General features: G+C 57.3%; 7 protein-coding genes. 3 read left to right on the top strand and 4 right to left on the bottom strand.

The features are described from left to right. Positions 1-42 precede the first annotated feature (42 nt). The 3 genes from Poly51_RS20970 (at position 43) to Poly51_RS20960 (ending at position 4,946) form a co-directional block, all read left to right on the top strand. Positions 43-645, top strand: a complete 603-nt coding sequence (locus tag Poly51_RS20970) for an RNA polymerase sigma factor (protein WP_146459732.1) — start codon at positions 43-45, stop codon at positions 643-645. After that, the gene (locus tag Poly51_RS20965) at positions 635-2,005 is read left to right on the top strand and encodes a hypothetical protein (RefSeq protein ID WP_146459729.1); all 1,371 of its coding nucleotides are present in this window, start codon (positions 635-637) and stop codon (positions 2,003-2,005) included. Before Poly51_RS20970 ends, Poly51_RS20965 begins: the two co-directional genes overlap by 11 nt. Before the next feature lie 217 nt (positions 2,006-2,222). Then, positions 2,223-4,946, top strand: coding sequence for a serine/threonine protein kinase (locus Poly51_RS20960; protein ID WP_146459727.1), 2,724 nt, complete (start codon positions 2,223-2,225; stop codon positions 4,944-4,946). A 36-nt stretch (positions 4,947-4,982) separates the two neighbouring features. Here Poly51_RS20960 and Poly51_RS20955 read toward each other — a convergent pair whose 3' ends face one another. From Poly51_RS20955 to Poly51_RS20940, 4 genes are all read right to left on the bottom strand, one after another. Next, positions 4,983-7,442, bottom strand: a complete 2,460-nt coding sequence (locus Poly51_RS20955) for a carboxypeptidase-like regulatory domain-containing protein (protein ID WP_146459725.1) — start codon at positions 7,440-7,442, stop codon at positions 4,983-4,985. A 53-nt stretch (positions 7,443-7,495) separates the two neighbouring features. Beyond that, complete coding sequence (locus Poly51_RS20950) at positions 7,496-8,788, bottom strand: DUF1552 domain-containing protein (protein ID WP_246114656.1); 1,293 nt, start codon at positions 8,786-8,788, stop codon at positions 7,496-7,498. Between the two features lie 5 nt (positions 8,789-8,793). Continuing rightward, entirely contained in the window at positions 8,794-11,196 is a 2,403-nt protein-coding gene (locus tag Poly51_RS20945; protein WP_146459723.1) for a DUF1592 domain-containing protein, read from the bottom strand. A 114-nt stretch (positions 11,197-11,310) separates the two neighbouring features. Next, on the bottom strand, positions 11,311-13,095 hold the full coding sequence (locus Poly51_RS20940) for a DUF885 domain-containing protein (protein WP_146459721.1): 1,785 nt from the start codon (positions 13,093-13,095) through the stop codon (positions 11,311-11,313). Positions 13,096-13,104 lie beyond the last annotated feature (9 nt).

Here is a 13,104-nt window from a genome sequence, read left to right as displayed (position 1 = left end):
GGTGTCGCTTTTGAAGTGGTGGCCCCGTTTCCTGCGAAAGTCATGATGAACCGAACTGATCCGTCCGCTGGTCGCCCCGCACCCGAATCCGATGCCGCTTCGTTGCAGAACGTGTGGCAGTCCTTCGGCGAACAACTGCGGCGGCGGGCCCGAACGCGTTTGCGCCAGTACGGTTTGACCGGGCAAGCCGAGTCCATGGATATCTGCAACGATGTCATGGCTGATCTGATCCGTCACCAGAAAAATCAGGCTGCCGATCGACCGGAATTGTCCGGTGATGAAGTGCTATCATATGTCCTGCGCGCGATTGACAATCAGGTCATCGACACGTTTCGAACGCTGGCGCGTCAATGTCGTGATTTCCGTCGCAACGAAAGCTCGCCGCCCGAAGAAATGGCGATCGCATCAGCCGCCCGAACGCCCAGCCAGATCGCGATTCGCCGTGAAGTGATGGATCGCATTCGTCGGATGTTGGGCGAAGAAGATTCGTTGGCGGTCGACCTGATGCTGGAGAATCGCGATTGGAACGAGATCGGTGATGCCATCGGTCTGAAACCCGATACGGCGAGAATGCGGATCCGTCGTGCCCTCGAAAAAGTCCGTCGAGAGATGAATGTCAGCGACGAGCGACCCGATGAGTCGTAGCCCCGACTTAGACGGTTTGTCGATCGATGGATTGATCGAGCAAGTCAGTCGATGGCGAAGCGAAAAGCCGGCCGCTGGATTGGGTGAATGGATCCGGTCCGAGTCGATCGAGCCTTCACGATTGGTGGACATCGTTTGCATTGACCTGATGCACCGGCGCCGGATGGGGCAAACCGTTGGCGTGGAAGACTACATCGTTGACTTTCCCGAGTTGGCGTCGGACACGCTGTTGTTGGACATCATCGACGCGGAAGTCTGTGTCAACGTTGAACTGGGGCAACGTGTTACCGTTGAGGAGTACGTTCAACGGTTTCCAAACTTAAGGATCCCGATCCAATCGCTGTTCAGCCTCGGCGAACAACGTTCCGGCGAGCCAATCGGTGGCACGATCACAGTCGCCAACGAACAAGAGTCGAGGGACTTCTCGTTTGACGCTCCGACCAATATGGCGATGGAAGCAGGAGCGTTGGCGGCTGATGGAGCGCCCGATGAGGTCCGTTCAATTGACACGCCGGATTGGTTCGTCGGCCAACGATGTGTCGCCGGCGCGACCGGTGACGGTGGGAACCCGTCGCACTGGTTGATTCGCGGACGCGACCGCATCAACGGGAATCCCTTGGCGATGAAGGTGATTGAGATTCCGGTGATGGATCGGCGCGCGTCCGCAAATGGACTGTTGGATCTTTGCGAATCCGCTTCGATGGTCAACCATCCCGTCTGGGTGCGTCCTTTGGTGGCGACGGTTCAAGGAAGTTACTTGGCCGTCATTCGGCCTTGGATTTTCGCCCAGCCGACGTCGTTGGCCACCGACGGTGTGGAAGATGCGGTTGCGATTCAACAGCGATTTCATGATCTTTCCACGGTGGCCTATGCGTTGTCGGCCGCGCACCAGGTCCAGGCGACACATGGTGCGATTCACTGGGAAAATCTGCTGGTCGACCAGCAAGGGAAATGGAAATTGGTCGACGCCGTGGGCGGCCGACGGACGGTATCAAGATGGTCCGAATCTGGACCCCGTGAAACTTGCTTTGTGACCAACTCGGGCGACACGCACCCACAATGGATCGCATTCGAAGATCGCCGATCGGGCGATGTTCGTGATCTCTTGGCGCTGATCGCGACTACGATAGTGGGATTCGAGCGGCGTTTTTCGGATGACTTGGTCGGCCAGTTGGAACTGGCGGCGGCCAAGGAGACGGATAACCCATGTGCGGCGATCGGAGACACGTTGGTTCAATGGGCTGACCAGGTCGGTTCCTTGCGATGGTCATCTCCGTCGGCCACATCACCGACTTGGTTTCGCTTGGCTCGGCAATGGTGGGACGGCAGGAACGAGAAGCGAAATACACCCCCCAAATAAGCCTGGCCTGCTAAGCCTGATTGGCAACCGGGGTGTGGGAATGAGGATAGAATCGTCCGTTGGCGTCTTGGCATTCCTCTGACCGCTTTTCCGCGAGACTCGACCGAATTTCGACGTTCGTCGGGTCGTACGTACGGTTGGTTTACCATGCGCGGCCGCGAATGCTGAACGTCGAAACGCATCAACACTTCATTGCTAAGCCGAATAAGACCTTCCGATGCAAATCAAATGCCCCGAATGCGACGCCGTCCTGTCGCTGTCACGTCCCAAAGCGGGAAACTACAAACCGACGTGCAAACATTGTCAGCAGAAGTTTCGTTTGAAAGTGACGGCCGACGATCCACCGAAAGTGGGTGTAGGACGCATTAAGAAAGCTGCCACTGTCGAACAAACGATCGTGCAAGACGTCGACGCGACGATCGAAAGCTCGTCAAGAAAAAAAGTCGAGTCGACGGTGGTGCAGTCCAACGCCGCCGATGCGACGGCAGTGGATGCGACCGTCGATGAGGGCAGCACGGGTGCCGGTTCACTGGCCTCGGTTGGGCAAACCGCCGCAACGATGGCGAGCGGTGTTCAGAGTTTGAAATCAGCCGATTCGCCGATCGTTCGCTCGGGCGGATCATCGAGTGCGAAGTCGGATCCGAAGGACTCATCGATCTCAGATATGCCGACAAAGTTGGGTGGGTATCGCATCGTTAAGTTGCTTGGCCGCGGCGCGATGGGTGCCGTCTATGAAGCAAAGCAAGTCTCGCTTGATCGACAGGTCGCATTAAAGACCATTCGAGATCGTTTGATCGGGAACCCATCGTCGTTGGCAAGGTTCGTGCGCGAGGCTTACGCGGCGGCGCAACTGACTCACCACAACGTGGTACAAATCTACGACTTCGGCGAAGACGATGGCCGACATTACTTCAGCATGGAATGGGTTCGCGGCGGTCCGCTTGACGATGTCGTTCGCCAGAAGGGTTCGCTCGATCCAAAGATCGCGGCGGGATACGCATTGCAGGCGTCGCGAGGATTGCAGTTCGCGCACCGGCACGGCATGGTTCACCGCGACGTCAAACCCGCCAATCTGCTGTTGAGCGACGACGGCGTCATCAAAGTCGCCGATCTTGGTTTGGTCAAAATCCCCGACCAAGCCGACATCGAATCGACCGGCGGCATCACCACGTCGGCCGGAATCAGCAGCGGCACCGAAGTCACGATGCAGGGCACCGCTGTGGGAACGCCCGCCTATATGGCACCCGAACAAACCGTCGATGCGGCGAACGTTGACCATCGCGCCGACATCTACTCGCTCGGTTGTACGTTGTTCTACCTGTTGACCGGACGTCCGCCGTTCGACGGATCGGTTGCAAGCGAGGTCATGCACCAACACGCACACCAGATCGCGCCCGATGTAACCGACATCAATGCTCGCGTGCCGCGACCGCTTGCCGACATCGTCAAGCGATCGATCGCGAAGCGACCCGCCGATCGATACCCATCGCTGGTGGAATTCATTAGCGATCTAGAATCCTATTTGGGACTGTCGCAAGCCGGCGAGTTTTCGCCGACGTCTGGACAAGCCGATCGTTGGGAACAAATCGTTGGAAGCTATTCCAAAGCAACCGCCCTCGAAAAACTACAAACGCCGCTGTTGTTGGCAGCCATCATCGGTGGCTTGTTGCTGACGTTGGTCACGTTGGGCCTTGGTTTGTCGTGGTGGTTGACCGGCCCGGCAATCATCATCACCGCGATCGCGACACCGCTTGCGATGTCGGGCAATCAGAGCGCTGTTGTCGGTCGAATGCGATCCTGGTTCGGCACGCTGTCGATCATCGATTGGGCGTCGGCTGTGTTGGGTGCGGTGCTGTTCTTGATTGTCGTTGTGTTCGCAGGCATGTGGCCCGGTGTGATCGTCGGCGCCATCGTCGGTGGGTTTATCGGAGCGGCGTACCAGATCGGGCTAGTCGTTCCAACCAACAAACGCGCCGCCGATCCGCTGCAAGATGCTCAACGTTTCGTGCGCGACCTGAGAATCAACGGTGCCGACGAATCGGGTCTGCGGTCGTTCGCCGCTCGGTACGCAGGCGGAAAATGGCAGGCCTTGTTCGAACGACTGTTCGGCTACGACTCGCTGTTAGAAATGCGACTAGCATTGGCTAAGGATCCGTCCTTCGATGGATCGATCGGCGGCAACAGCATTCGTGATCGAGTGTGCGCGAATCTTGCGACGCGGACGGTCGCGAATCGCCAACCGGATTTACAGAAGCGATTGGCCAAGGTCGAACGATTGGGGCTGGAATCCGAAGGCATGAGTGCTGCCGAAGCCGAGGATCGCAGTTGGGCGATGGCGCAAGCGATCATGAAGGGATCGCAGGCAGTCGCCGCCGGTACGGGCGATGCCGAGGCAGCCGCTCAAGCAAAACGCGACCAGATGAAGGCGATGCTGGCGGAAGCACGCAGCGGAAAGTTCAAAATCAAACGCGACAAGTTGGCGCCGCTTCGATTTGCATTGGGCGGTCCGACTCGCTTGATCGCGGGATGCGGTTTGCTGGCCATCTTTGCGATTTGGGGAAACCACCAAGGACTCTTTGACTCGATCAAGGACATCGAAACGTTGAAACAAATCGGCAGCGGTAGTGCCGACTTCGACCAACTCGGTTCAGCCGTGCGAGACGCGGCGGTCAACGCGAATCAGTCCGACGATAAAACCACGATGGTCGGCGGTGGTGTCAGCCCCTGGTCGGTGGCCGTTGCCGGATTGTTGATGGCGATGTCGGCGTTCGTATCGGGATGGCGGATGAGCATCCCCGCCGCGATCGCAACCGTCGTGATCCTGTTCGGGCCTTCGCTGGGTATCCCCGGCGTGGGCGATGGGATTCCCGCGTGGGCGATCGCCGCGGCGGCGGGCGTGGTGATCTACATCCCCGGCATTTTGTTTGGTGAAAAGCGGTGACGTAAACCTGAGGCGAAACATCCCAGACGATCAACGCTACGGCGTGGCGAGTGGGATCTCGCCTAGGTCGTACAAGTCGTCGCCTTCGGGGACATCGAATTCGGCGTTCCGGATGCCCAGCTTTTCGCGATTCGAAAAATCAACGCGAAAATCGTAACGACCCGGGATCACATCATCGAACCGAAACGTACCGTCGCGGGCGACAGTTGCCCGGTATTGGATCTGGCGATCTTGCTGATCTCGGTAACGTTGGATCGACGCGGTCCAGGCAACTCCGACGTCGGTATTTAGCCAGGCTCGATAGGCTTTGGCGTCTTTTCGGAGCGCAACTAAATCCACCGGAGCGACAGGTACAAGCACAGGAGTGTCGGCGTTCACCATGGCAAAGTTCCAAAGCACTTTCGTTTGGTGATCCGGTGGCGGCAACAGCTTTCCCGTCACGGCGCGTCCGTCGCCACCCAAATCGACGGCCTGCAATTCGCCCGCGACGGGTTGAATCCGAATCCGCTTCGACGACGTTACTTCCGTCGCCCCATCATCAACCATCATGGTGATGTTGCGCCCCATCGATCCCGTGCCCGGAAACACACGTTGGAATCGAAAGCGTCCGCCGGCGCCGCTTGTTGTTTCGTGTGTGGTAAAGATTCGCGGTGATCCGTTGCCGGACGAGTGAACGTCGCCGCTGTTGAGACTGATTTCAATATTCTCAACCGGTTCCCCGGCCACACGAAACACGCCCTCGACCGTGGCCCACGGCGTTAATTCGATCGAAGGACCGATGGTGTTCGTCGCCGATTTCAAATGCGCGAAACCGAAGTCGTGAACGATCACTAAGTGAAACGGTTCCGACCGGGTCGGGAATCGAAATTCGCCGGTCGCATCGGCGTCGAACCGTGTCGCGTAGGTGGACGAGTCGTCAATGTCGCCATTGTCTACCGAGATTTGTGAACCCGCGACGCCCAACGCGATCTTCGCACGTGCGGCCGGCTTGCCGTCGATCGAAACGATATTCGCAACAATGTCGCTGGCCGGTTTCAAATCAAAGTCGAATGTTACTTCACCTTCGTCGGTCGCAAAGTCACGGGAATCGGTGACCAGATAACCGGGAGCTTCAATCCGGATGATGTGCGCCACCGACGTGTGGTGAAACTGGTAGCGATAGTCCGACTGAGTCGCGGTGTAAGCATCGCGAGGAATCCAATCGATCCCGATATCGGCATCGGAGTTTCGAAGCCCCGGAACCACCCGGAAGTTCGTAATCGGTTCGCCGGTATCGGCATTCGCAACCTTTCCCGAAATGATCAAAGCGGTGGGTGGCCGAAACACAAATTCTTCTTCACGGGCGACGATTGACTGGTCGGAAAGTTGCAATCCACCCGGGCGACAGATGTCGGCTTCGAAGGGATCCAGCGGCGCTTCGTCCCATTGCCAGACTCTGTTTTCATCCGCGTACTGATCGACGTGATCGAATTCAAAGTACTCGATGCTGCCCCGCCATCGTTGGAAGAATACGCGCGCCTTTGGAATCCCTTTGCCGTCGGCATCGACGACTCGGATCCGTACATGGCCACCCGGCTTCAAAACGAAATCGACGGGGTCCATGTCCGGGCCGACGCGAACTTCTTCCAATTCCATCGTTCGTCCCTTGGCCGACGCGACGATTCGCGCCATCCTCGATTCACAGCCTGAAATCTCGTATCGCCCCGAAGCATCGGTGGTTGCTTCGCGACGATCGTTCGTGAACTTGGTACGCACCAATGCGCCGACGATCGGTTCGCCCGAATGGTCGAAGACGGTCCCACGGACGACGACGCCGCGATCGAGGGTCAATGTCTTGGACGGGACCTCGTTGATGTCGATCCCGTAAATTTCGCGATTCAAGTTCAATCGCGACGATTGAAAATCGGGGTGGTTGATCGAAACACGCACTTCCGTCAACTGTGCCGGGACCGTGTCGTATCGCCAGTGACCCTGGGCATCCGTTTTGATTCGGGTTCCCACGTAAAGCCGTTGGGTGTCGCCCGGCCGTTTCTTAAAGTAAACATTCGGACTCACTTCGGCACCGGCAATGAGGCGGCCCTCGGCATCGATCAGCGTGCCGCCAACCGACCAGCCCGTATCAAGAACGGCGGTGAATGCGGTGGGAAACGCGTCGGGATTCTTTTGGCTGTCGAATTCGGCCCAATAAGGCGCGTAGCCGGGCGGATCGATTCGAAAGCTCAATATCGGCGGCAGCTTCGGAAGGTGGATGGCCAGCCGACCTTCGGTGTCGGTGACGACGTCGCTGCCGTACGTGGATTTCTGTTCGAACTTGCCACGGGTGATTTGCGAAGCGACAACTTTCGGCTGACTTCGAATCTGGATCGACACGCTGGGTAACGGCTTGCCCTCGGTGTCAACAACGGTCAACTCGAACGGGTGACCCGTGTCGTTGCCCTCGGCAAGCAGGGCCGTCAACAATAAAGCAACCATGCTAACCGCGACGCGAGCATTCATCTAATCGCCTAGGATTTGAGACAGCGTGGACTCTGTCCTTCAATCCTACTCGATTAGCCCAGGCCGTTCATCGTTCCGGTGCTGGTGGCGAATCGATCGACTTCCATGCCAACGTTTTGCAACAGGTTCACATACAAATTGGGCAACGGATAGTTGTCTTTGCGATTGAACGCCAAGTGGCCCGCATGTCGCATGCCGCCGCCGGCGACCAATACGGGCATGTTACGATTATCGTGGTTGGAAGCGTTGCCAAGGTTGCTGGTCAACAACACGTTGGTGTGGTCCAGCAGCGTCGCTTCACCGTCTTGGGCCGCGTTCAATTCGCGAATGAAGTTGCCCCACTGGGCCACGATGGCGCCTTCGACGATCGCCAATTGTGCGAGTTTCTCTTCGTCCATGCCGTGATGGCTAAGGTTGTGGTATCCCTCGTCAACGCCTTCGATGGGGATCACACCACCGGCCCCGGGGATGTGCAGCGAAATGAATCGCGACGAATCCGTTTGCAACGCTAACTTGATCACTTCGCACATGGTTTTTTGGCGGCCGATAATGTCGCTGGGGTGGTTGATGTCGCGTGGCATCACAGCGTCGACTTTGGGTTTAGGCCGTTTCGCCCATTTCTCGGCTTCTTCCATCCGTCGTTCCAGTTGCCGAACGCTCGTGAAATAAGCATCCAGCCGATCGCGGTCACCCCGTCCCAGGTCGCGTTGCAGTGCTTTCGCGTCTTCGCCGACAAGATCCATGATGCTGCGACCTTGGCGAACTCGTCCCGCTCGTTTTTCACGTTCGCTTTTTGATTCATCGATGAACAATTTGGCGAATAGCCGTGACGGCGAGTCTTCGGGCGGAATCATCGCACCGCTTTCGGTGTAGCACGGACTCGCGCTGCCGCTGGTGCTAAGGACCAACGATGGAAACCGAGTGGCATCACCCAGGTGCTTCGCCATCAATTGATCCAGCGAAATCGAATTCACCGATGTGGCCGACGAACCGACGGCCGACGCCGTCAAAATGCTCGCTTCGGCGCGATGGCCGCCCTTGACGCCCGGGTGCGAAACTCCCGACACGACCGTCATCTTCTGTCGAACATCCGCGAGCGGTTCCAGGTAGCGAGAGGGTTTGTAATCGACGCCCGGATTTTCGGGGAACAGATTGTCAGCCACCAAACCGAGTCCCAAGGTCATTGCGACGAAACGCTGTGGCGCAGCCGACTTGTCGGACGCCGCGAACGATGGCTGCATCGCTGTCAGCCACGGCAAACTCATCGCCATCCCGCCGCCGCGAAGCACCGTCCGTCGGTCGAGCGCGCGACGAAAGTTGAATTGAACGCGTTTTCGTAAACTCATGGTTCTTACTTGTTCAAAAAAGTGGGGCTGGTAACGACCGCGTACAACAGCGATCGCAGGCCGTAGTCATCGTTCGACGCGTCTTTGACAATTCGGTCCAAGTCGTCTCGGTCGGCAAACTGGATTGCGGCACCAGTGCCGTAAGCTAATAAATGTGCGGCAAAGTTTTTCGCGACCGGACGAATGTCCTCGCAAATCAGGCTGCGGAATTCGTCAAAATCTTGGAAGCTTCGTCCATCCGCCATCGTGAAGCTGGCATCGACTGGCAGCCCGCGGCGCGACTTGCCGCCGTTGACTTGAAGATATTGATCCCGCCATCGCCCGGCGGCGTCGAAGTTTTCAAGTGCATATCCGGGCGGGTCGATGTTCTGGTGGCATCCGTTGCAGGATACGTCCGAGAGATGTTTTTGCAGTTGTTGGCGAATGGTTTTCGCGCCGCGAATATCGGGTTCGACCGCAGGCACGCTCTCCGGCGGTGGAGGAATCGGTGTTCCCAGGATTCGTTCCGAAACCCAAACGCCGCGCAGCACCGGCGAGGTGTTCGTTCCGTTCGCGGTAACCTTCAAGATGGAACCTTGGGACAGCAGACCGCCTCGGGGTGAATCCGATGGAAGCTTGACCTTTCGAAGTTCGTCACCGTCGACTCCTTCGATGTCATAGTATCGGGCCAATCGGCTGTTCAGGAATGTGAAGTCGGATCGGATCAGTTTCTCGGCGCCGGCGTTTGTTTCCAAGAGATGTTCCAGGTAACGTTGCGTTTCCCAGACCATCGCGTTTTGTACGACGGTGTCAAAGTCGCGGTAGAGTTTGCGATCGGGTTCGGTGAAATCGATTTGTGAAATGTCCAGCCATTGATCGGCAAAATCGCGGGCGAAAGTTTGGCCTCGCTTGCTGGCAAGCAAGCGGTCGACTTCGCCGCGAAGCGCTTTGGGATTTCGCAACTTTCCTTCGCGAGCCAACTTGGTCAGAGTCCAGTCCGGCATACTGCCGCAAAGTAAGTAGCTAAGCCGAGTCGCGATCGCATGATCGTCCAGCGGTCCCATCGGTTCGACGAAGTACAAGAATCGCGGTGAGCAAAGTATTGCTCGATAAGCCGACATCAAGGCATCGATCGGATCCGCACCGTCGTCGAGCGATTGACGCATCCACTGGACATAAGGTTTCAGTTCCTCCCCTTCGACGGGCCGACGAAAAGCTCGCGTTGCAAAACGCCGAAGCTGTTTCGACAGATCTGCGAACAACTTTTCGCTGTTGATTTGGATTCGTTTCTTCTTGGTATCGATAGAGACACTCAAGTCACCGAGGAGATGACGGCGAGCAACGTCGATGTCGCCGGCGGGGTGAATCCGCTGGACCACCATCGAATGCAATGCCACGCCGGGAACCTTTTGTGGTCCTCCTTCACCAGCACCGACTTGCCCCCCGGCAAACTTTGCTCGCTTGAGTGTTTCATCGCCGGGGCGAATTTCGATCATATCGCCGGCTTGAAACCAGGCGTCGTAGGTGTGTGTGGTCCGCTTCTGTGTCGCTTCGAATGACCCGATCCACGACAACAGCGGCGCGTTGGAAACGCACCGCCCATTTCGCACCGAGCACCAAACACCGCTGTCGTTGGGGGTGTTGACCGACGTCGCGTCAAACGTGATTCGATACCAACCGTCTTCGGCAATCGTGGACGACGTGATCCGTCCATAGAAGATCAAACCCGACGACCAAACGACCGCTTTGCCGTCGATCATCTCGGGGTCACGACAGCGACTGTTAGGATTTTTGCGAGCGATTGCTCGCGCGTCGTAATCGCGTCGGAATTCGTTGTCGGGTTCCATTACACGACGGCGAGCTGCGTCCAACGCGGCATCGACCACGGTCAAGTGCGAGTCGAGTTGGAAGTGCGAAATCGATTGATGATCGGCCAGTCCTGTGAACCCATCGAATCGTTGTTCTTCGGGCATCAATCGAGCCAACGGCACATCGATCGCAAACAAATCTTGCAGCGTTCGTTCCAGTTGGGCATTGGTCAATCGACGCGATTGGACACGTCCGACTTGGTCGAAGTGAGATTTTTGGGCGTCGTGCAGCCAAGCAGACGTGTTCACCAAGAACTGATCGGCTTCGTCGGGATCGACTTCGACGCTGTCATCGGGTGGCATCTCGCCGTCGCGGACTCGATCGAAGATGCGAACCCAACGCTGCATCGTTTTCGGGTCGTTCAAGTCGTGGGAGAGTGCGCGGGCATCGAAACCACCATCACCCCCGGGGCCGTCGTGGCAGTCGACGCACTTGGATTGAATGAATGCGTCGGTTTGCTTCGGAAGTGGCGAAGCTTCGACCGCAAACGCGGTAACGTTGAAAAGTCCTAGAAGGATCGCGAAAGCACGGGCCGCGATGGGACTGACAGTGAACGACATAATAAGATCAATGTCGGCGGAGGGGGAAAGGCGGGCCGGCGGACGGTCCCTGTTTGAGGGACGCGCCGGTGTATGGGGACCAGTATTCTACTTTCGCTGGCGAGTTTTGGGGAGTCATTCTCGCGACTCGGGAAGGGCCAGTTGCTCGTCGATCCACGTATTCACGCGAGTTTCCAGCAATGGCAGCGGGATCGAACCCGATTCAAGCACCCGATCATGGAAGGCTCGTACATCAAAACGGTCGCCCAGCTTCGTCTCGGCCGATCGTCGCAGTCGCGAAATCGCCAGCTCGCCCGTCTTGTAAGCCAATGCCTGCCCAGGCCAACCGATGTAGCGATCGACTTCCGCAACCACGTTGTGTTCGCTCAGTGCCGTGTTCGATTTCATGTAGTCGATCGCTTGCTGTCGCGACCAACCCATCGCGTGCAGCCCGGTATCGACGACCAATCGACTAGCCCGCCATGCCTCCATACTCAGCCGACCAAAGTCTTGGTAAGGATCTTGATAGAAGCCGATCTCTTTCCCTAGCCGCTCGCTGTACAAAGCCCAGCCTTCGATGAACGCGGTAAAGTTGCTCTCGCGACTGATCGGATGCAGGTCTGTCAATTCGGCTTGCAGCGCCAATTGCAAATGGTGGCCCGGCACCGCTTCGTGCATCGACAGCGATTCCAGTTGATAGATCGGTCGCGACGAAAGGTTGTAAGTGTTGATGTAGTAGAACCCGGCGCGTTTGCCATCGGTCGAAGGAGGCCAATAGTACGCCGATGTCGTCTGGGGCGCGACATAGTCGGGGACCTCGCGAATGCCGTAAGGAATCCGTGGCAGCCTCCCAAACAACTCAGGCAAACGTCCGTCGGCGGTCTTTAGGATCATCGCCGTGTGCCGCAGCAATTCCTCGGGTGTCTTGGCATAGAACTTCGGATCCGTCCGCAAGTGATTCAAGAACGCATCAAAGTCTCCATCGAACCGCAAGCCATCGATGATCGACTGCATCTCTTTTCGAATGCGGGCGTTCTCTCGGATTCCCGTTTCATGCAATTCGATGGGCGTCAGTGGCAACGTCGTGAACCGGAGAATCCGGTCGCGGTAAAATTCGCTGCCTCGGGGCAGTGCCGATGCGCCGATCGAACCACGGCATGCCGGGACATACTCGTCCTTCAAAAAATCCGCGAACCGTTGGTAGGCCGGCACGACGCTGGTGCGAATCGCGTCACGGATTTCTTCCGCGATCGGTTCCCACGATTTTCCCAATGCATCACGACTCTCAGTCGACACGTTCGTCATCAACAGTGACTTGTCGGGATCATCTACGACGTGGGCCATCGCTTGATCAACCGAATCTCGCATCACGATCGATGGTTGAGTCAGTCCGGCTTCGATTCCCGATCTTAGCAAGGCGATCTGTTGGTCGGCGTAGCGACCGAAATCACGCAGTCGGGCGACGTAGTTCGCGAAGTCTTTGACCGACTTGGGGTTCATCTCACGAGGGAGCTCGGGAAACCCAATATGGAATCCTTCACGATTGTTGATGGACATCCGATGCGTTTGAAATCGATGGTCGGCAAGCTGTCCTTCCAACCGCAGACGCAGCAGTTCTTGGTCAATCTGGCTGAACGCGGAAAGCATCGTGGGATCGATCGCCGTCAATCGTTCAAGGAACTGCTGGCGAGCGTCGTTTCGACGGTCGATGGCATCAAGGCTGTCATCGGCCAATCGATCTTGGCCACGTGGGTCGCCTGCGTTGGTGGCCAGCATCGGACTCTCGGTCAGTTCGAAATCCCACACCTCATCCAAAAGCGACCGCAGTTGTGAGTCGGGTGACTTCGACGTGGGATCGTCGGCTACTGCTTCCAAGGAACAAAGCGTGACGCAAAAGACGATCGCAAGAAGGTTTCGCATAGATCTTTC

The sequence above is a fragment of the Rubripirellula tenax genome (genome assembly GCF_007860125.1).
In the GTDB taxonomy this organism is placed as follows: Bacteria; Planctomycetota; Planctomycetia; order Pirellulales; family Pirellulaceae; genus Rubripirellula; species Rubripirellula tenax.
This window is presented reverse-complemented; position numbering and strand designations above follow the sequence as displayed.